This window comes from Terriglobus albidus (assembly GCF_008000815.1).
Classification (GTDB): Bacteria; Acidobacteriota; Terriglobia; order Terriglobales; family Acidobacteriaceae; genus Terriglobus; species Terriglobus albidus_A.
In genome coordinates this window covers 4794715-4815537 of record NZ_CP042806.1, presented here as the reverse complement: position 1 = coordinate 4815537, position 20823 = coordinate 4794715, and the positions used below count along the sequence as shown (strand labels likewise).

Genomic DNA, 20823 nt, shown 5'->3' with positions numbered 1-20823 from the left:
GAGATGCGGAGCAGAACAAACCGTGCACGCGTGAGCACATGCGTTGCGTTGTTGATGACACTTGTGGCCTGGCTCGGCCAGGGGTGCCGGGCGGAACAATCCTGGGACCTGTGGGAGAAGTATGCCGCGAAGTTCGTTGACCCGCAGGGTCGCGTCATCGATCGCACGGCGCAGGATCGCACGACCAGCGAAGGACAGGCCTATGCCATGTTCTTCGCACTGGTCGCCGGGGACCGCGGCCGCTTTGACAAGCTGCTGAAGTGGACAGAGGAGAATCTTGCGGGCGGTGACATGACGCTGCGTTTGCCCGCCTGGAACTGGGGCAAGTCTCCTGAAGGCCAATGGAAGGTGCTGGATGATCACGCAGCTTCAGACGCCGATCTCTGGATGACCTACACGCTTCTGGAAGCTGGACGCATCTGGCGCGACGATCGTTACGCGAAGCTGGGGACGGTGATGGCCAGCCGCATCGCGCAGAGCGAAGTTATTCTCGCGCCGGGGCTGGGGACGACAATTCTTCCGGGGCCACAGGGATTCCATCCCGAACCCACGGCCTACATCTTGAATCCCAGCTATCTGCCTCCCTTCATCCTTGTGCGGCTGGCGAAGGAGAACCCGCAGGGACCGTGGTCGACGGTTCTGGACTCCATGCCTCAGTTGCTGGCGCAGGGAAGTGGTGGCGGTTTTGCCATGGACTGGGTCCTGGCTGGTCCAGGCGGTGTGCGTCCTTCTCTGACTCCGGCGCAGTTGGCTACCGGGAAGAATGAAGGTGTCCCGGTGGGCGCCTACGAGGCTATTCGCATCTATCTGTGGCTGGGGATCAGCGACCCGGGAACTCCTGGACTTCGAGAGATGGCGGCGCCGCTCGGCGGCATGACGAACTACATGCGGACCAACCTGCTGCCGCCGCTGCAGGTGGACTCCGCCGGCAAGGTGTTGAATGCCGATGCTCCCGTTGGTTTTTCCGCGGCTCTTGCCCCCTATCTGCAGATGATGGGCTTGAAACAGCAGTTCAAAACACAGATGGATCGTCTGGCGGCCCTTAAAGATCCATCGACGGGACTCTATGGCAGGAATGGCGACTATTACGACCAGAACCTGGTAATGTTTGCCACCGGTTGGCAGGACCAGCGGTTTCGCATTGACAAAGAAGGACGATTGAAGCTGAAGTGGAAGTAACAACTCACGCCGTAAACTAGTGATTCCGCAGTTAATAGCGGAAAAAAACAGGGACAAAACCCTAAGAAAGCGGTAAGCTAAGCTGCGACGCGGTGTCTCTCTAGATACCCCCTCGCGCCGCCTAACGATTTTGCGAGTAGGAATGAAGAATCTGCCACCAATGCGAATGCTCACGGCCACCCTGGCGCTATACGCCGGCATGATGGGCACGCCTGCCATGTTCTGGGCGCAGGGAAATGCGTCTACGACAGCGGCTCTGCTGGATAAGGCGCACTCTCTTGAAGTAAAAGGGCGTATGGATATGGCAGCCCAGACTTGGCAACAGGTTCTGCTGGCTGACCCGAACAATCCTGAGGCGCTGGGCGGTTTGGCCCGCGCCGCCAAGCTGGCGGGAAATCAACAGCAGGCAAAGCAATATCTGGATCGTCTGCGGGCGGTCAGTCCAAACGACCCGAATATTGAGCGGGCCGAGAACATGATGACCCAGCAGAACCAACTGCAGCAGTTGCAGCAGGCTGGCAAGCTGGCGCAGGGCGGGCAATACGCGCAGGCGATGAATATCTATCGCCAGGTCTTCGGCGGAACGCCGCCTCCGGGCGATTGGGCGCTGGCCTACTACGAGACAGAATCGGCCACGGAAGATGGCCGTCCTCATGCCGTCGCCGGCCTGCGTTCGCTCATCGATAAATATCCGCAGGACTCGCGTTACCAGATTGCTCTGGGACGCATTCTGACCTACAACCCAGCCACCCGCGCCGAAGGCCGGCGTTATCTTGAGCGCCATCCCAGTGATCCGGGAGCCATGGAAGCACTGCGTCAGTCGCTGACCTGGGATGCACAGAATCCGGCGGCTCTTTCTGACATTCGCTCCTATCTCGCAAAGCACAAGGATCCCGCTCTGGAGATGGCGATGAAGAGCACGCAGGCTCGCGTCGCTGCATCGGTCCGCACGGGAGCGCGCACTGCGGCGCAGGGGCCGGCGATGACTCCTGAAGAGCAGGCGGAGATCGTTGCAAACCGTCAGGTAAGCCAGGAAGAGCAGGCAGCCTATGCGGCACTGAATGGAAAGCGGCTGACGGAAGCAGAAGAGCGCTTCAAGGCGCTCTTGGGCAAGAATCCGGATAACCCTCGCGCGCTGGCCGGCATGGGCTATATCCGCATGCAGCAGTCGAATTTCGGTGGAGCCATCAGCTTCCTGGAGCAGGCCAAGCAGGACGGCGCGCGCGATGCTGGTCTGGAAAATGCTCTCTCGACCTCGCGGTTCTGGTACACGATGGGCGAAGGTACCTCAGCCCTGAATGAGAATGATCTGACGACGGCAGAGAAGCATTTCCGTGCGGCGCTGGACATGAAGACCGGCAGCCCGGAAGCTCTTGAAGGTCTGGCTGGAACTTTGATGAAGGCACAACAGCCTGAAGCTGCGGCTCCATACTACGAGCAGTACATCAGGCTGAGAGCCAGCGGAATTACCGGCTGGAGAGGTTTGTTCACCGCGCAGTATCAGTCAGGGAACGCAGCTCTTGCATTGGCAACGGAACGGAAGATGCCGGCGGGGGTGCGAGCTCAGCTCATGAGGGACCCGGACTTCCTGCGAACCTTGGCCTCGGCCTACTCGGCCGTAGGTCGAGACGCAGATGCGCAGCGAGTGTTGAAGGGAGCCCTTGAGCTCCCTTTTCCCGCTGATGGGCGCGGTATCAAGATCGAGACGCAGTTGCAGTACGCAGGCCTTCTGTTGGCCGGCAATCACATGGATCAGGCCGCCGGGCTCTATCGCCAGGTCCTGAGTGAAGATGCTGCGAATGTTGCTGCCTGGCAGGGGCTGGTGCGTGTTGAGCACGCTATGAAGAATGACGCGCTTGCCGAGCAGACGCTGGAGAGCATGCCGCCCTCCGCGTATGACCAGGCGCTCCGCGATCCTGGCTTTGTCAGCACGGTAGCAGCGGTCTACGACGCACAGAACAAGCTCGATGTCGCGCAGGACATGCTGGAGAAGGCTGTCTCGCAGGCAAGCATGGCAGGGCAGAAGCCGTCGATCGCCATGCAGAGCGAACTGGCGGGCATCTACATGAAGCGCGGCAACGCCCAGCAGGCCTATGCCATCTATCGCCAGGTCCTGACAGAGAACCCTGACCGGCTCGATAGCTGGAAGGGTTTGTTGACGGCTCTGCATGCAAGCGGCCATGACCAGGAGGCGCTGGCACAGGTTCAGCAGATTCCGCAGCAGACACGCAAGCAGCTCGAACTGGATCCGGAGTATCTGCAGACCGTAGGTGGTATCTACGGAGGCCTGGGACAGCCGCAGCAGGCGATGGTCTTTCTGCAGCGCGTGCAGCAGCACTATGCCAAGCAGAACATGGCGCCTCCCGCGGATATCGATATCCAGGACGCCTGGCTGCTCTATAACTCCCAGAATGATTCCGGTCTTTATCGCCAGTTAATGATGATTGGCAGCCGCAACGACCTGAACGAAGAGCAGCGCCGTACGGTGCAGACCATCTGGGCGAACTGGGCAGTGCGCCGCGCCAATCAGGCAGTGGCGGCCAATAATATCCGTCGTGCGTTGGCGATTCTGAACGCCGCGGCAAAGGCTTTTCCCGATAATCCAGCAGTGATTCGCGCCCTGGCGACCGGCTATGCGCGTGCAGGTCAACCGAAGCAGGCCGTCGCGATCTTCCGTTCGCAGGACATGACGACAGCTTCGGCGACGGACTACAAGGCCGCCGTCGGAGCCGCTCTGGCGGCGAACGATACCAAGAATGCCGAACTGTGGCTGCGTTATGGCCTCGATCAGTATCCGAAAGATGCGCAGATGCTGATCCTGGCGGCGAAGTTTGAGCAGGCTCGCGGCGACAGCGGACGTGCGGCGGATTACTACAAGGCAAGTCTCAGTGCGATGCCTCCGGGAGATCCAGGTGCGGAGCTCGCTGCCGAGATGAGTCTTGCGGCCCAGAATGGTGGCCGTCTGCCGAATGCAACTCAGGCTCTGGACCTGGCGCAGTTGATGGCCCCGGGATCGGACTCAGCCGTTGCGGCCGGACAGTTTGCAGCTCCAGCGCCTCCACCGTATCTTCCCAGCTACTCGAACCAGTACGGAACCGCGCCAGTACAGCTACAGGGAAACGGCGCCGCCTCCCCGAATAGCAGTCTTGTTCCGTCATATATGACGAACCCGGCCTATCAGCAGCAGCGCACACCGGCTCGTCCTGGAACGACCACGCGGCTGAAGGACTATATCCCGCAGGCTGAGGCAAATCCGGCGCTTGCTCCTCTGGGGCAGCAGCAACCCGATGTCACCGCGCAGAGTGCTCTTCCGGCCTTTCCGCAGACGGATACCAACGGCAATGCCGTCAATGCCAATGACTATATGGCGTATCAGCGGGAGCAGATCCGGCGGCTGACAGAGCGTGCAGTCAATGGTGCAGGCCCTCTCTCTGCCTATGGTCCTCCGGCGCAGCAGCAGGCGCGCTCTGATATGTACGGTCCATACGTTCCGTACAACCCGCAAAATGCTGTGAACCAGAATGCCGCCTATATGGCGCAGGAGTCCCCGGTAAATCTTGGTTCGGACCTCCAGCCCATCCAGCCGACGGTGCAGCAGCCTACAGACGTTGTCCCGACGGCGAAGTATGTGCCGAACTCCAAGCGCACGGGACGGGTGCCGTCGTCATCCTCGCATCCGGATATCGCGGCCGCCGAGGCAACTGCCACGCGCCGCAGACAGTCCGACCCCAGACCGTTGGTTGGCGCCAGCCATCCTCCGCAGGATCCGATCGATGTTGCTCCCCTGACGCAGACTCAGTACAACGGTCAGCCGTACAACGCCGCGCAGACCCAGATTCCGCAGCCGCAGGGCGGGATGGGCTCGACCGTTCAGGCTCCCCAGACGCAGTCGAACTATCAGTACCGTGGCGACCTGGCGCAGAATACCGGCGCGGCTGCCGCGACAGAGACCTACGGACAGCAGTATCCGCAGCCGGCACGTCGCCCCGCTACGACCGGTCGCCGGACGGTGCGTAGCCGCTCGGTCGAAGGAGCCTCCACCGGACCGCAGCAGGCTCCGCTGTTCTATCCCGGCGTTCCTGTGGCGCTGAGCGGTCAACCGTATCCCGATCTGGGACCGAGCTATCCGTTGGGGAATCCTCCGACCGATCCCATGCTGGTGGCAAAGAACGTTCCGCCATTGCGTGGCGGTTGGGATCGCGCCGCAGCTCTGACTCCGGGACCTCCGCTAAGCGAGCGGCAGCAGACGGAACTGGACCTGGCCTCGCTGGAGGCAAGCTATTCCTCATGGATCGGCGCGACGGCTCTTGCTCGTTATCGCAGCGGCATCTCCGGCATGAACCGGCTGTTCGATCTGGAATCGCCCTTTGAGGCGACGCTGGTTGCGAATAAGACACTGCGGCTCAGCATCATTCCCCGGGCTGTCTTCCTGAATGCTGGCACACTCGATCTTGCGTCGTACCAGAACGCCAGCGGTACGGTACCGATTCTGGGCACACTTCCTTTGAATGCCATCAATCAGCCCTCGCAGCAGCTGACGGCTGGCCTCGGTGGCGAGGCGCAACTGGTAACCACGAACATGGCGTTGTCGGTTGGCTTTACCCCCTACGAGTTTCTCGTAACCAATGTCATTGGCCACGGGCGCTGGCGCCCCTTCGGTGGCCACTTCCTGCTGTTCGCTGACCGTGACAATGTGAAGGACACGCAGCTGTCCTATTCCGGTATGCGCGATCCGGGCTCCGCCACACCGGTCTTTCCGGGCAACATCTGGGGCGGCGTCGTCTCCACCGGCGGCGGTATGCGTCTCGATTTTGGCAATGAGCGCTCGGGCTTCTACGTTAGTGCGGCAGGCGCCACTCTGACCGGATATCACGTTCTGGATAACAGAAAATTCGAAGGCACGGTCGGGTCCTACTGGCGCGTTAAGCAGTTCCCGGGCTATGGCAGCCTGAATCTCGGCGCCAGCTTCTTTGGCATGCACTATGACAACAACCAGCGCGGCATGACGTACGGCATGGGCGGATACTTCAGCCCTAACGCTTACTTCCTGGGCGCTGTGCCGGTCACCTTCAACGGCTTCTACGGCACGAACTGGCACTATACGGTTGCCGGCGCCGTCGGCGTACAGAGCTTCCAGGAAGCCTACGCCAAGTACTATCCGCTGGATACGTCGCAGCAGACCGGGGCGTACTCGGGTTGCACATTGCCCTCTATCGCGGCGCATACCTGCGGAGAGTATCCGGTCAACACCAGCACCGGGTTGAATTACTCGCTTAACTCAGAGATGAGCTACCGCATCGCCGACCACTGGTACGTTGGCGGCATCCTGAACGGTAACAATACGAATAACTACAACACCATTACGGCCGGATTCTTCTTCCGCTACCTGTTCAAGCCGCAGGTGCCGACGGAGGATTACCCGACGGGCCTGTTCCCGTACGACGGTTTCCGTCCGTTGCGTGTACCCTAGAACATTTCCCTGTAGGTGTGGTGTAGGGTTTCCCCATCTACGGGCGTTCCGCAATGAAAACGCGCTGCACGCCCTTCCGGGATACCCAGCAACAGGGAAAATGCTCTAAAGCATTTCCCCGGGGGCGTAGAGTAGGGCTTCCGCATCTATGGGCGTTTTCAGAAAAGGGAAAATGCTTCTAAAAGCTTGTGCAAATTCTCTTGCCACGCCTCACTGTGCAGGATATAAAGCAGCTACATTACCAAATTTGGTACGTCAGGCGGGGAAGAAACTCTTCTCTGCCCGTCATTCCTTGGCCCGCTCGTTGGCTTGATCTGCAAAGGGTTTGTAGCTGTGTTACTGAATCGTTCTCTTGCCTTTCCTTCCTCGGTTCGTCTCCTCGCATGTGCATATTTCTTCGCGCTGCTTAGCCCTTCCGCATTAGCGGAAAAGAAACCGGTCCTGCCTGACTGGCTGAAAGAGGCTGCGAAGCAGCCCTTGCCCTCATATCCAGCAAATACCAATGCCGTTGTCCTGCTTTCGGACACTACCTATACCGTGGGTGGCGACTTGCGGGCGGTGGAGCATCATCGACGGGCGATCAAGATCCTTAGACCGCAGGGAAGAGGGTATGCCCATCTTGGTACGTACTATGATGGCGATTCGAAAATCCGGTCATTGAAGATATGGAGCATTGGGCCGGATGGTCATGAGTATGAATTGAAGGATAACGAGATTACCGATCAGGCTGTCTATGATGGTTACTCGATCTACAACGATGACCGCCATCGCGGAGGCACTGCGCCGGCCGGAGATCCCGGCGCAATTGTTGCCATGGAGTACGAACAGGAAGCAAGACCCTATTACACCGAATATATTTGGGGCGTTCAGAAGGAAATACCCGTCCTGAAAGAGCGCCTGAAGGTCGAACTGCCGCCAGGGATGGACTACAAAGAGGTCTGGAAGGGAAAGAAGGAAACAACCCCAGTCGATCTTGAAAAAGGGAAATATTTGTGGGAGGTCTCCAACGAACCGCCACTCGACCTGCGGGATGTCAATATGGCTCCGGAGCGGCGAGGACAAATGAAGCGCATGTCTGTCCATTATTTTGGTGCCGCGGCTCCCTATGCGACGAACGGAACCTGGGAGAGTATCGGTGAATGGTATGAGGTTCTGGCTAAGGGACGGAACGATGCAACACCAGAAATCACCGCCAAAGCGCAGGAACTGATAGCTGGAAAAACAGACTTTGCAGATAGAGCCCAGGCAATTGGGGAATATGTGCAGAGTCAGATTCGCTATGTCGCTATCGAGATCGGCATAGGTGGGAACCAGCCTCATCCGGCGCAGTTGATTTACAAGAACAAATCTGGTGACTGCAAAGACAAAGCGACACTACTCTCCGCCATGCTTGCTAGTATCGGTATCCGCTCGACATGGGTGCGAGTCGATACCGAGCGAGGTGTAGTGGATCCGAATGCTCCATCGATTGCCTCAAATCATATGGTAGCCGCGATCGAGCTTCCGGCAGGATATGAGTCTCCGAAGCTCCATGCTGTTGTGAAAGCGAACAGCGGCAAACGGTTTTTGATCTTCGACCCTACATGGGAGTACACCCCCTTCGGACACCTGGAGTTCAATCTGCAGGGCGGTTATGGTGTGCTGATAGACGGCAAGGACAGTCAGGTCATTGAATTCCCCATACTCAGTCCTAATGTGAACTCCATCCACCGTACGGGACAATTCAAGCTGGCGGAAGATGGTTCACTGAATGGTCAGATGTTAGAAAGCCGATTCGGTGACATTGCCGATTGGCATCGTCGGCTTTTCCGTACCGGAACGGAAAAAGAGCAACGCGAGATTTTTGATCGCATGCTCGGGCGCGACCTGGTGAATTTTAGCTACGACGGGCTCAAAGTCGAAAATGCGATGGAGCTCACGAAGGATTTGAAGATGTCTTATGCACTCAAAGCATCAAGCTTCGCCAGGCCGGCGGGCTCGTTGCTTATGATGCGCCCCCGTGTGCTTGGAACAGACACCTTGGACACGGACAAGAAAGTACGTGTGTATCCCATTGATCTCGGCGCAGCGCGCGAAGTGAAAGACGACTACGAGATCGAACTTCCAGATGGCTACGTGGCCGATGAGTTGCCCGATCCGGTGAAGATCGACATGGGTTGGGCTTCCTATGAGAGCGCCAGCAAGGTTGAAGGGAACAAGTTGCATTACACACGGACGTATGTGGTCCGGCAGGTGGAGTTACCCGCGGAGAAATACGAAGAAGTGCAGAAGCTCGCGGGTGTGATCGGTTACGACGAGCAAAGCAATGTCGTTCTGAAAAAGAAGTAACGACGGGTGGTTTCGGAGGGTTGAGATGTTTCGTATCGTAAGAGCCGCATATCTGGCAGCGGCGTTGGTCGTAGGAAGCAGTGTGGCGCACGCTGCTGATCAGTGGATTACGCCAACACCGGAAGAACTGAAGATGATGAGTTTCCCGCAGGCGCCGGGAGCTTCAGCCGTGATCTTGAACTATGACGAGCTGACCGAGGATGCCTTGCACATGCACAGTGTCTACGTTCGCATCAAGGTGCTTAGCGAAGAGGGTAGAGACAGAGCCAACTACGAACTAGTGCAGTATCGCGGCAATGATGGCTGGTACTGGAATATCGACGATGTTCAGGGTCGCACGATTCATCCAGACGGCACAATTATCCCGTACACCGGAAAGCCCTATGAAAAGGTCATGGAAAAGACCAAGGGGAATAAGTACACGGCAAAAGTCGTTACTCTTCCCGACGTCACAGTAGGCAGCATTATCGAACTCCGTTATAAGAGACGCTGGGATGATAACTACTACACCTTCCCTCGCTGGGACGTTCAGGGAGATCTATACATGCAGAAGGCGCATTACGTATGGAAGCCCAGCACCAAGGATCTGTATTTCTCTGACGGAAAGAACAATACACGAATCTCCTGGACACCGATTCTTCCCAAAGGTACGGAAATCAAGCAGACCCAATTGCCTGCTGTGAATGGAAACAACGGACAGATCATCTTCGAGTTGAACGCGAAGGATATTCCGGCTGTGGTTGAGGAGGACTATATGCCTCCCATGAAGAGCAATAGCTACCGGGTGATGTTCTATTACCTGAGCTATCGGACGGCGGATGAGTTCTGGCAGTCGGAAGGCAAGAAATGGTCAAAGGACATCGATAAGTTTGCCGAGCCCTCCTCGGCCGTGCGGACCTTCACCACGGAAAGTACTGGCGGGGCCACGACGCAGGAAGACAAGCTGAAGAAGATCTATGCCGCTGTGATGGCAATGGACAACACCGACTTCACCCGCGCGCGAAGTGCCTCCGAAGATAAGGCCAATGGTCTAAAAACGGTCAAGACAGCGGATGATATCCTCACGCGCAAGCGCGGCAGCGGGGACGATTTGACGAAGCTCTTTCTCGCAATGGCGCGCGCGGCCGGCATGAAAGCCTACGGTATGGCGGTTGTGCGGCGTGATGATCGTGTTTTTCTTCCTGGATGGCTTGACCTTGTCCAGTTGGACGATCTGATCGCCATTGTTGTAGTGGACGGTAAGGAGCAGTTCTTTGATCCAGGTATGAAGTACGTCCCCTACGGCCATCTGGACTGGAAGCATACGTATGCCGGCGGCATTCGTCAGAGCGACCAGGGCGTTAAGGTCGCAGAGCTGCCGGGTGAGAGCTATAAATACTCCCAGGTGCAACGAGTGGCCGACCTGAAACTCGATGAAACGGGTAAGGCAACTGGTGTTGGTGTGGTTACGTTTATGGGAGCTCCTGCCGTACGCTGGCGTCAACGTGCATCCCGCACGGACGAAACGGAGTTGAATCGGGATCTGAAGGACGCTGTAGAAGCCATGCTGCCCAATGGCATGGAAGCGGAAGTCACGAAGATCGAACAGCTCTATGACTACGAAAAGCCCTTGAGAGTGACGCTGAAGGTAAGTGGGCCGGTAGGCGCTACAACCTCCAAGCGCATGATCCTTCCGGGTGACATCTACGAGTCGCGCGCCAAGGCGGCGTTCCCGCATGACAAGCGCGAGCTTCCGATCTACTTCAACTATGAGGTATGGGAGCGCGATGCCGTGCGGTATGTTCTTCCGGCTGGGATGAAGGTTGAGTCGGCTCCCGCGACAGCGCAGGATAAGATCCTCGACAGCATGCTGTATGACATCAGCAGCCAGCAGGTGACGAACACGATCACGGTTCGGCGTAACCTGGCGCGCAACGGCCTGATTTATCCAGTCACCGACTATCCGACAATCCGGACCTTCTATAACAAGCTGCAGGCCAAGGATCAGGAGAACGTCGTGTTACAGCCTGCACCGGCGGCTACGACCACGGGGGCGAGCAACTAAGGCGGCAGTAATAATGAACTACGGAATCCGGCAGACTCGGATATCGTGATCGATGTAGGGACAATCAAGGCGGGTGTTGGCTGAAGGGCGAAGTATGACCCAGGTCACGCCCGCCAATTTCATTCTGGCGATACGTGTCGTGTCATCCAGGTCATCGAGATCACGCTGTAGGGCGACGCCACTGACCCAGTCGCTGGCGATGGATGGTTTTACAGCAGCGATCCCTCCATCTTTGGAGTAGTCCGGCAATGCATCGCGCAGCGCAATGGCGCGGAAGACATGTGTGTCCTCACCCGGAAGATTGTGGTAGTCGGAGTCCATCGCGAACACTGCGTCCTGCGGCGTGTGTTCCCGTACCCAGAGGAAGGCGCGTTCCCACTCATTCGACAAGCCTCGCCAGGGGAGCTCCAGGTGGGCTGTGTTCGGATAGATATTGCGCTGGACGAGGAAGAGATATGCTGCGAGCGCGGCAATGATGAATCCGCCAACAATTCTGCGAGGCAGCAGAGCGAGCAGTGAGCCGAGCGCCAGGACCATCGCCAGATAAAGAAATGTGAAAAAACGCAGAGGCTGCAGGCTGGCAACCAGGTGATTGCTGCTCCCGGGATGTGCAAACAACAGGTTGACCACGATGGTGACGATCCCGCCAAGACAGAGAGCCCGTAGAAAGGTCGAAAAGGTGTCGGTGAAAGTTGTGGGACGAAAGCGGTCCAGCGCCCACAGCAACAGAATCGGGGCGATCACACCTACGATCTCATCCCAGCTCCATCGGGTCAGGAACCAGTAGGTTCGGGAGACGGCGGCTTCGCGATATGCAGGGGATTCGACAGGCGCAAGCCAATGGACGGCCGTCGATGTCGTCAGGGCAAATGCAATGACGCCATATACCATGGCGCGGCTTCCGCTACGAAGGGCAACAATCAGAGCGATCAAGTAGACCCCGCAGGCCGCGATCAGTGGGTGGAGCAGGCTGCCGGGTATAAGGAAGATCACGATGCGCATCCAGCGTGGCTGGTCCTGCAGGGCTTCGGCGATGGCAAAGAGCACCATCGGAAGACCAAGCGAACGCGAGGTGAGATAGGGATCCGCCATGATGATCGATGTCCCTGCGACGGGCATCGACATGATCGCAGTGAAGAGAAACAGAGCGAACCACCTGGCTGCCTCGCTGTGCAGGCACGTTTGCAGAATGCTGTGCAGCCCGCTCAGAGTGAGATAGACGGAGGCCAGATAGCCGAGAAAAAAGACCCAGGTCAGGCTCAGATGCGTCAGCGTCACAATGCCGGTCATCATCCGCGAAAAGAAGAGGCAGGAGACGTGTGCATTCGCAAACTGGCTGAGATGGGGGAAGAGCTGGGGCTGCAGCGCGTGTTGGGCAGCGGCGATATAAATACCGCCATCTTCGCTATAGGGGTGGTAGCCATGAATGACCAGTGCCGCAAGAGTGAGAACAGCCAGAACCAGGGCCTGTCCGCTGCGGGAGGCGGTGAACTGGCGAACAGTGCGCTCTACCGGTCGCGGTTGCGTTACTACGAACGTGGCCAATGGTTAGAAGGGCTCCGAGATATTTAGACGAACAGCATTGTGGAAAAAGTTTCGATGTCGCTCAATCGCGGGAAGAAAATGGGCCAGCTCGTCGTCCTCACTATAATAAGGACGATGCTCCGCACCCATGAACTGTTGCCCGTGCCCGCTCCCAAGGCCCGTCCAAGGATAACCGCATGACGCCGCAGCAGCGCCGCAATTTGCTGAAAACAGTCCCCGGTTTTCTGATCAGCGGTTTTTTTCTTTGGTTCACCTTCCGCAAGGTGAACTATGCCGGTCTGCGCCAGGTACGGCTGGTGGAACCCGCGTGGATGCTGGTGGCCGTGATCTTTCTTGTTGCCGGTTATACATTGCGGTCACATCGCTGGTGGCTGATGATGCGTGCTTCCAGCCGCGCGAAGTTCTCCGCCTGTGCCCGCGTACTGATGACCAGCTTTGCGGCGAATAACATCATGCCGCTCCGCATTGGAGATTTTCTCCGTGTCTTCAGCTATGCCGGTGATCTGGACTCAACCGCTCCTGTGATTTTGAGCACCGTGGTTCTGGAACGCGTTCTGGACGTCTTCACGCTGCTGCTTCTATTTGTGGCTACCATGGGGCGCAATTCGACGCTGATTTCGCACAAAACTCAGATCGTGGCGCGTGTGCTGTTGCTGGGAGTGAGCGGTGCGGTGCTGGTGCTTCTGCTGGCTGCGGGAAAGCTTAAATCGCCTTTCAGGAAGCTCTTGAACCTGTTACCGCATCCCGGGCTGGTCGGCAAGATTGAGGCTCGTTTGGTCTCGGCGCTGGATGCAATTGCCATCATCTCTCTCCCGGTGCGGCTGGCTCTTCTGCTGGAGTCTTTTGTCTTATGGGCGTGTGAGGGAATGATTTTCGTCGCGATGACGCGTGCCTTGGGAATTGTGAGTGACTGGATCGGGCCTTGGGGGGCTCTGGCCTTCAGCAACCTTTCTTATCTCATCCCGAGCTCGCCGGGAGCCGTGGGGACCTTCGAATTCACCGCCAAACTGGCTATGGTCTCGCATGGAGCGGCGGAGACACCTGCTGTGGTCTTCGCCCTGGTGGTCCATGTCTTTATCCTGTTCACGGTAACCGCTGCTGGCGGTGTCATGTTCCTGTTACATCGGGCGCGGCGCGGCCCGCACCCTTCGTTGTCCCAGGAAGTCCAAGAGCTTCCTGTTGAGCTTCCGTAAAGTAGAGAGTGTATGTATCGCAAGATTCAATTAGATCTTCTGCGGCAGATTGCCGCTGTCGTCGAGAAAAAATACGGAATCGAACTGCCCCAGGTTGCCGTGGAGCAGCCGCCGAAGATTGAGTTCGGCGAATATGCGCTGCCTGTAGCGCTGCAACTGGCAAAGCGGGTGAAAAAGGCGCCGCGAGCTGTCGCCGAGGAGCTTCGTTCCGAGCTCGAATCGATCGATGGCGTCGCCTCGGTGGAGATTGCCGGTCCGGGCTACCTGAACATCAAGCTCGATCGCGGCGTGGTTGCCAGCCGTATCGCAACGGGTGAACATGCCGACGTTGGCGGTCCAGGGTTCCGGCTGGTGGAGCACACCAGCATCAATCCGAACAAAGCTGCCCACATCGGTCACCTGCGCAATGCCATTCTGGGAGATACCTTTCAGCGGCTGTTGCGCAAAGACGAATATAAGAGCGGTTATGACGTCGGAGTTCAGAACTACATCGACAACACCGGAGTGCAGGTAGCCGATGTGGTGGTGGGCCTCGTTGCCCTGGAAGGTCGCTCGCTGGCCGGCGTGAAGTCGTTGCTTGAAGAACTCGCGGCCAGTAACCAACGAGTCGACTACTACATGTGGGACCTGTATGCGCGTGTCTCGCAGTGGTACACCGCCGATGAGGCAGAGAAGGAAGCGCGGAAGACGCTGCGTCTCGACACGCTGCACGCCATCGAGCATGGCGGTAATGAGACTGCCGAGGTTGCTGACCTGATTGCAACGGCCGTTCTGCGCCGGCATCTCGAGACCATGGAGCGGCTCGCCATCGAGTATGACTTCCTGCCCAGAGAGAGCGAGATCCTTCATCTGAAGTTCTGGGATGCGGCACGGGCACTGATGATTGAGAAGGGAGTGCTCTACCAGGAGACCGAGGGCAAAAACAAAGGTTGCTGGGTGATGCGTCGCGCCGGCTCGGAGGTTCCTAACGAGGGGCCGGACGAGGATGCGAAGGTGATCGTACGGTCTAACGGCACGGTGACCTACGTCGGTAAGGATATTGCCTATCATCTGTGGAAGTTCGGTCTGCTGGGCAAGGACTTCGGCTATAAGCCGTTCCATCAATACCCAAACCATATGTGCTGGATCTCGACCGAACATGGCGAAGAGCAGCATCCATATTTCGGCCGCGCGGATGCCATCTACAACGTCATCGACTCGCGTCAGAACGATCCGCAGAACAACGTCATCCAGGCTCTGCGCGGTATGGGATACGAGGATGCGGCAGATCGTTATACCCACGTGAACTACGAGATGGTAGCGTTGACGCCGCGTTGTGCGATCGAGCTGGGCTACACCGTCAGCGAGGAAGATCAGCAGCGAGCCTACATCGAGGTAAGCGGGCGCAAGGGATTCGGCGTTAAAGCCGACGACCTGCTGGATAAGCTGATCGCCGCGGCGAAGGTCGAAGTGGATACGCGTCATCCTGAACTGGACGAGGCCGACCGCTTTGAAACTGCGCGCAAAATCGCTGTTGGCGCTCTGCGTTACTTCATGCTGAAGTACTCACGGAATACCGTCATCGCATTCGACTTCCGTGATGCATTGAGCTTTGAGGGGGAGACCGGGCCGTACGTGCAGTACGCTATCGTGCGGGCCGCAAATATCTTCCGTAAAGCCGGTGTCGATGAGCGGGACGCAGTGTCTGACCTCGCAGCAGGGGATCTGCTGGAAGGGGAGAGTGGCGTCAGCATCTGGGAGGTATGGCTCACGGCCTCGAAGCTGACGATGGTAATCGAGCAGGCCATCCAGAATGCAGAACCGGCGATCCTGGCAAAGTATGTCTTCCAGCTGGCTCAGCAATTCAACAACTTCTACCACAAGCACCACATCCTGACTGAGACGGATATGGCGAAGAAGAAACTGCTTCTGGCTACGGCAGCAGTCGCTAAACGCGAGATGATGCGCGCCTTGTCGCTGCTGGGTATTGAAGCTCCCGACGTGATGTAGACCAACATGATCGCCCGGGCTGGACGGCGGAGGTCCGCCGTCCAGCTCTAGCTTCGGAGCGTGATGTCTTTGAGCGCGGAGAGTAGGATCTCGCGCCGAATGGGCTTGGAGAGCACCGCTCTAATTTTGAGGCGGTGCTTTTCCTTCTCTGGAAAGTCGGCTGCATCGGAATACAGGACGAGCGCGGGCTTGTCCGGAACCTGTTCGATCAATTGCGCTCCGCTGATACCAGGAAGGTTGTAATCGGTCAGCAGAACATCGACGGTCTCTCTTTGCAGAATCGCTAAGGCCTCTTCTCCGCTCGAGGCCGTTAGCACGCGGTATCCATGCTGCGCGAGCCACAGGGGGAGAAGCTCGCGCAGGACGGGTTCGTCATCGACGAAAAGAATCGTTGGTTGTTGCTGCATTCTGAAGCACGTTTACTTCTTTATTTCTACTGGGCAGAACGAACCCACTCCACGATGGAGCGCACGGCGAAACCCGACGGGCCTTTCGGCATCCAGGGTTTGTCTGCGTCCTGCCAGGCCAGACCGGCAATATCGAGGTGGATCCAGGGGGTTTCACCGACGAACTCTTTCAGGAAGGCCGCTGCAGTGGAGGCTCCACCCCAGCGTGTGTTGGAGGTGTTCATCAGATCGGCGATGGAAGACTTCATCAGTTGCAGATACTCGTCGGAGCTGGGAAGTGCCCAGAAACCTTCTCCGGCGATCTTGGCCGCACCGGTAAACGCTGTGCTGGTGGCCTCATCGTTAGTGAACAGGCCGGCGTTGATCAGTCCCAGGGCGACGGCGCAGGCCCCGGTAAGGGTGGCTGCATTGACGAGTTTGGTTGCGCCAAGCTGCTTGGCGTACCAAAGGCCATCGGCCAGCACCAGGCGGCCTTCGGCATCGGTATTGTTGATCTCAATCGTCTTTCCACTGGCTGAGGTGAGAATGTCGCCCGGCTTGTAGCTGCGGCCGGAGGGCATGTTCTCGCAAGAGCAGATGACGGAGATAACCTTGAACGGCGGCTTCAGCGCGGCAATTGCCTGCATGGCGCCCAGCATGGCGGCCGCGCCGGCCATGTCGTACTTCATCTTTTCCATGCCGTCAGCCGGCTTGATGGAGATGCCGCCGGTGTCGAATGTAATGCCTTTACCGACCAGGCCAAACACCGGAGCATCGGCTGTGGGAGCCGACGGAGGCGTATAGGTCAGCACGATGAGCGCGGGCGGTTCATAGCTGCCCTGGGCCACGCCGAGGAAGGCGCCCATGCCCAGCTCTTTCATCTTTTCGGTGGAGTACACTTCGGCGGCGAGACCGGACGTCCGGGCCATCTCCGCGGCACGCAGCCCCAGAACGGTGGGAGTAAGTTTGTTCCCCGGTTCGTTGACCAGCGAGCGGGCAAAGTTCTGTGCAGAGGCGATGAGCTCGCCCTCAGCGGCGCCGGTTTCAACGGCCGCACGTGCCCCAGAGGGGGCAAACAGGGCAAGGGTGGAAATGCTCTGGTCCTTGCGGTCAGACTTATAGGTGTCCGGATCGAAGTCGGCGATCACCGCGCCCTCAACGATGGCCTGCGCTGAACGGGCAGCTTCGATAGCAAGGTCCTGCCCCTCAGGGAAGATGATTGCGACCTCGCGGATCCCGCGAGGTTTGGCAAAGCGGACTGCCGTGCCGCCGGCCTTCCGCAGCTCAGCGGTGGAAAGGGACTTTGCTTTGCCCAGGCCGACAATCAGGAGCCGGGCAGCCTTCAACCCAGCGGGGTTATGCAGCAGCAGAGTCTCCGCAACTCCTCCCTTGAACTCTCCGGAGGTCAGCACGGCGGCGGCTGCCGACTGTACGGCGGCAGACACAGAGAGCAGGGCGATTTTCGGATCGCCTTCCTTTTCCGTGTTCTGGTCGAGGGCGAAAACGGTAAGCAGGGGGGAGGCGGAGGATGCGGCATCCTCAAAAACAAGCTTGGTCTGCATATTCCTCATGGTAACGATGGTAACGGTGGAGAAGAAAGTCCATCGTAGACGGAATGTCGGCAATTCGACAATCAGCGCCGCTGACCACGTGCCACGGCAGCGCGAGCTTCTTTGTCGGCTTCCCGACGCCGCTCGGTCTCGCGCTTATCCCAATCCTGCTTGCCTCTGGCCAGGGCCAGCTCGCATTTCACGCGGCCGTGCCTGAAATAAAGGCGCGTCGGAACAAGCGTAAAGCCCTTCTGTGTCGTCTTACTTACTAGCTTGCGAATCTCCTCCTTGTGCAGCAGCAGCTTGCGGGTCCGCAGCGAATCATGATTCATGGCATTGCCATGAGAGAAGGGACCGATGTGCGCGTTAAGGAGGTAGATTTCTCCGTCTTTTACCAGACCGTAGGCGTCTTTCAGGTTGGCTTTGCCTTCGCGGACGGATTTGACCTCAGTACCGCGCAGGGCGACGCCGGCCTCAAAACGGTCGGTCAGGAAATAATTGTGGCTGGCAGCGCGATTCTGCGCGGCGTCCCGCTCTCCCGTCGCCACGGGATCACGCGGGCGCGTGGGGCGCGCCTTAACAGCTCCGGGAACGGGTTGGCTTACAGAACGGGCCATCTGGACGTTTGATGTTAACACGCGGCAAAAGATTCCAACTCTGGCCATGTCTTCGGCGGCCAGCCTCAAGGGCAGGGTCGGCGTCTAAGAGAAACGGAATGCTATACTTTCGCCATCAGCAAGCGGGGAGCGGTCCGATTTCACCCACATATTTGAGCCTCTATAGAAACATGGATCGCAGCTTCACGTCCCTTCGCAATGCAGCCTTCGTCGTCACCGTTCTGGCCCTCACCGGAGGGGCAGCGCATGCCCAGTCTGCCGGCTCGTTTTATAAACGGGGGCAGCAAGCCGAAGAACGGCAAGACTACGACGCGGCGTATGAGGCATATCGCCAGGCCCTCGCAAAAAAGCCAAGAGATATTCGCTACAAGGTGAAGACGGAGCGCCTGCGTTTTGAGGCGGCAACGGCACATGTAGATCGTGGACGCCTTTTGCGGCAGGGAGGCGACCTCGGCGGAGCTCTTACGGAGTTCACTCGTGCGTTGCAGATCGATCCCGCGAACCAGACCGCACAGCAGGAGTTGGATCTCACCCAGAAGATGGCGGCCGCTCCCCCATCACCACAACTGCAGTCGTTGGAGAGCGGAATTCTGGCCACTCAGGCCGAAATTTCCGGGCTGGGCGGACCGGTCTCTCTCAAGCCCATCTCGAATGACCCCATCACGCTTCGCATGGTGGAAGACACGAAGAATATCTATCAGGCCATCGGCAAGGCCGCGGGCCTGAATGTTCTGTTTGATCCGGCGTATACCTCCACGCGTATCCCGGTGGAATTGAATAATGTGTCACTGTATGACGCCCTGCGCATTGTGGGCGCCATCTCCGGTACCTTCTGGAAGCCGGTGACAGAAAACACCATCCTGGTAGCGCAGAACACCCGTAATAAGCGTCAAGACCTGGACGAGATGGCGGTCCAGACCTTTTATCTGACCAATGCCACCCAGACCGCTGACACCAACGAAATTGTCACTGCGCTGCGCAACGTCTTCGGTACCGGGCAGAACGTCGGCGTCTTTGCCATTCCCAGCCAGAACGCGGTCGTGATGCGGGCCACACCTGACCAGCTTCTATTGGCGCAGAAACTTCTGAACGATCTCGATCGCACCAAGCCGGAGGTCGTGGTCGATGTAGCCGTTCTCGAAGTAAACCGCGAGAAGGTTCGTAATCTGGGTATTACGCTTCCGCAGTCCTTTGCGGTCACTCCTGTTACGTCGAGTACTTCCAGTACCAGTTCGTCCAGCTCCAGCTCGAGTTCGAGCTCCAGTTCGTCTTCTTCGAACAACAACAGCGCTCTGACACTCAATCAGTTGGCCCACCTCAATGGAAACAACTTCAACGTGGCCATCGGAACCGGCACGGTGAATGCGCTGCTTACGGACAGCGACACGCGCATTCTGCAGAATCCCCGGATTCGCGCAACCGATGGACAAAAGGCGACACTGAAGATCGGTTCCAAGATTCCTATCGCAACCGGATCATTCGCTTCCGGTACGACGACCGCCGTCAGCGCGCTTGTGAACACCCAGTTCACCTATATCGATGTTGGTGTCAACATCGATATGACGCCGACCGTGCACACGGATCGGGATATTACGCTGAAGATGAAGATCGAGGTCACCTCCCAGAGCGGTTCGGTGACCATCAGTTCGGTTACGCAACCGATCATCAGTCAGCGCTCCGTTGAACATACGATCCAACTGAAAGAGGGGGAGCCTAGCATTCTTGCGGGCATTCTCCAGCGGCAGGATTCATTAGGTGTGAGCGGAACTCCCGGTCTGGGAGAACTCCCGATTCTGAAGTATGTCTTTGGTTCCAGGTCAAAGACCCAGTCGCAGGATGAGGTTGTCTTCCTACTGATTCCGCACCTGGTGCGAGAGAGCTTGTTGAGCCGCATGAACACGCGCGCCATTGATACGGGCACCAGCCAGTCGATTGAGTTGCGCCGCGAAGCAGGGCAGGATTCTGCGTCAACCAGGACGACGGGGGCTGACGGTCCCGGCGGGCCGCTTGTTCCGCCTGCACAGCGTACGACGGCTGCCGCCGCAGCAAATGCTGCTCTTCAGCAGCTTCAGCAGGACGGTACGGCTAGGACCTCGGCTCCGGTGGCCGCGCCTGTCAGTTTTGCGATTACGCCGGGCAATGCGACCCAGGCCGTTGGCAGCACCTTCCAGGTGGCAGTCATGGCTTCGAATGCTCGCGACCTGTACTCGGTGCCGCTGCAAATGCAGTTCAATCCGCAGGTCCTGCAACTGGTGAACGTGGACAGCGGGGAGATGCTGGGCCGTGACGGTCAGGCTGTGGCTCTGGCGCATCGCGATGAGGGCAATGGAATGGTCACGATCTCTGCCTCGCGTCCGCCTTCGACAAAGGGTGTCGATGGACAGGGGAGCATCTGCGTGCTGACCTTCAAGGCCACTGCCGCGGGTGATTCCAACCTCATGCTGACGAAGGTGGGCGCTCAGAACTCGGTGCAGGTGAATCTGCCGGCTGTCGGTTCTCAGGCCATTGTGCACGTGAAGTAA

At 58.1% G+C, this 20823-nt stretch carries 11 protein-coding genes; 7 read left to right on the top strand and 4 right to left on the bottom strand.

Going from position 1 to position 20823, the window contains the following annotated elements; translation table 11 throughout:
- The first annotated feature begins 3 nt into the window (after positions 1-3).
- The 4 genes from bcsZ to FTW19_RS19200 all read left to right on the top strand — a co-directional run bounded on the left by bcsZ (position 4) and on the right by FTW19_RS19200 (position 11021).
- Positions 4-1179: a cellulose synthase complex periplasmic endoglucanase BcsZ gene (gene bcsZ / locus FTW19_RS19215; RefSeq protein WP_147649189.1), complete on the top strand. Its 1176-nt coding sequence runs from the start codon at positions 4-6 to the stop codon at positions 1177-1179.
- Between the two features lie 160 nt (positions 1180-1339).
- On the top strand, positions 1340-6649 hold the full coding sequence (locus FTW19_RS19210; protein WP_187143060.1) for a cellulose synthase subunit BcsC-related outer membrane protein: 5310 nt from the start codon (positions 1340-1342) through the stop codon (positions 6647-6649).
- Positions 6650-6982: 333 nt separating this feature from the next.
- Positions 6983-8977, top strand: a complete 1995-nt coding sequence (locus FTW19_RS19205) for a DUF3857 domain-containing transglutaminase family protein (protein ID WP_147649187.1) — start codon at positions 6983-6985, stop codon at positions 8975-8977.
- Between the two features lie 25 nt (positions 8978-9002).
- A complete protein-coding gene (locus FTW19_RS19200) occupies positions 9003-11021 on the top strand; it encodes a DUF3857 domain-containing protein (RefSeq protein WP_147649186.1) in 2019 nt (672 codons plus the stop codon).
- Positions 11022-11039: 18 nt separating this feature from the next.
- Here FTW19_RS19200 and FTW19_RS19195 read toward each other — a convergent pair whose 3' ends face one another.
- On the bottom strand, positions 11040-12566 hold the full coding sequence (locus FTW19_RS19195) for a hypothetical protein (RefSeq protein ID WP_147649185.1): 1527 nt from the start codon (positions 12564-12566) through the stop codon (positions 11040-11042).
- Between the two features lie 176 nt (positions 12567-12742).
- On the opposite strand from FTW19_RS19195, the gene FTW19_RS19190 reads away from it, so the two are divergent.
- A complete protein-coding gene (locus FTW19_RS19190; protein ID WP_147649184.1) occupies positions 12743-13759 on the top strand; it encodes a lysylphosphatidylglycerol synthase transmembrane domain-containing protein in 1017 nt (338 codons plus the stop codon).
- Between the two features lie 12 nt (positions 13760-13771).
- The gene (locus FTW19_RS19185) at positions 13772-15748 is read left to right on the top strand and encodes an arginine--tRNA ligase (protein ID WP_147649183.1); all 1977 of its coding nucleotides are present in this window, start codon (positions 13772-13774) and stop codon (positions 15746-15748) included.
- Positions 15749-15795: 47 nt separating this feature from the next.
- Here the strand turns inward: FTW19_RS19185 and FTW19_RS19180 are convergent, their stop codons facing one another.
- The 3 genes from FTW19_RS19180 to smpB all read right to left on the bottom strand — a co-directional run bounded on the left by FTW19_RS19180 (position 15796) and on the right by smpB (position 18301).
- On the bottom strand, positions 15796-16155 hold the full coding sequence (locus tag FTW19_RS19180; protein ID WP_147649182.1) for a response regulator: 360 nt from the start codon (positions 16153-16155) through the stop codon (positions 15796-15798).
- Positions 16156-16181: 26 nt separating this feature from the next.
- Positions 16182-17696, bottom strand: coding sequence for a leucyl aminopeptidase (locus FTW19_RS19175; protein ID WP_147649181.1), 1515 nt, complete (start codon positions 17694-17696; stop codon positions 16182-16184).
- A 71-nt stretch (positions 17697-17767) separates the two neighbouring features.
- Complete coding sequence (gene smpB / locus FTW19_RS19170; RefSeq protein ID WP_147649180.1) at positions 17768-18301, bottom strand: SsrA-binding protein SmpB; 534 nt, start codon at positions 18299-18301, stop codon at positions 17768-17770.
- Between the two features lie 170 nt (positions 18302-18471).
- On the opposite strand from smpB, the gene FTW19_RS19165 reads away from it, so the two are divergent.
- Positions 18472-20823 (top strand): cohesin domain-containing protein, encoded by a 2352-nt coding sequence (locus tag FTW19_RS19165; protein ID WP_246153402.1) that lies wholly within the window; start codon positions 18472-18474, stop codon positions 20821-20823.

Excerpts from the sequence above, each read along its gene's own strand:
- FTW19_RS19185 (WP_147649183.1), top strand. The coding sequence starts at position 13,772 with ATGTATCGCAAGATTCAATTAGATCTTCTGCGGCAGATTGCCGCTGTC.
- FTW19_RS19165 (WP_246153402.1), top strand. The coding sequence starts at position 18,472 with ATGGATCGCAGCTTCACGTCCCTTCGCAATGCAGCCTTCGTCGTCACC.
- FTW19_RS19200 (WP_147649186.1), top strand. The coding sequence starts at position 9,003 with ATGTTTCGTATCGTAAGAGCCGCATATCTGGCAGCGGCGTTGGTCGTA.
- FTW19_RS19175 (WP_147649181.1), bottom strand. The coding sequence starts at position 17,696 with ATGCAGACCAAGCTTGTTTTTGAGGATGCCGCATCCTCCGCCTCCCCC.
- bcsZ (WP_147649189.1), top strand. The coding sequence starts at position 4 with ATGCGGAGCAGAACAAACCGTGCACGCGTGAGCACATGCGTTGCGTTG.
- FTW19_RS19210 (WP_187143060.1), top strand. The coding sequence starts at position 1,340 with ATGCGAATGCTCACGGCCACCCTGGCGCTATACGCCGGCATGATGGGC.
- FTW19_RS19190 (WP_147649184.1), top strand. The coding sequence starts at position 12,743 with ATGACGCCGCAGCAGCGCCGCAATTTGCTGAAAACAGTCCCCGGTTTT.
- smpB (WP_147649180.1), bottom strand. The coding sequence starts at position 18,301 with ATGGCCCGTTCTGTAAGCCAACCCGTTCCCGGAGCTGTTAAGGCGCGC.
- FTW19_RS19180 (WP_147649182.1), bottom strand. The coding sequence starts at position 16,155 with ATGCAGCAACAACCAACGATTCTTTTCGTCGATGACGAACCCGTCCTG.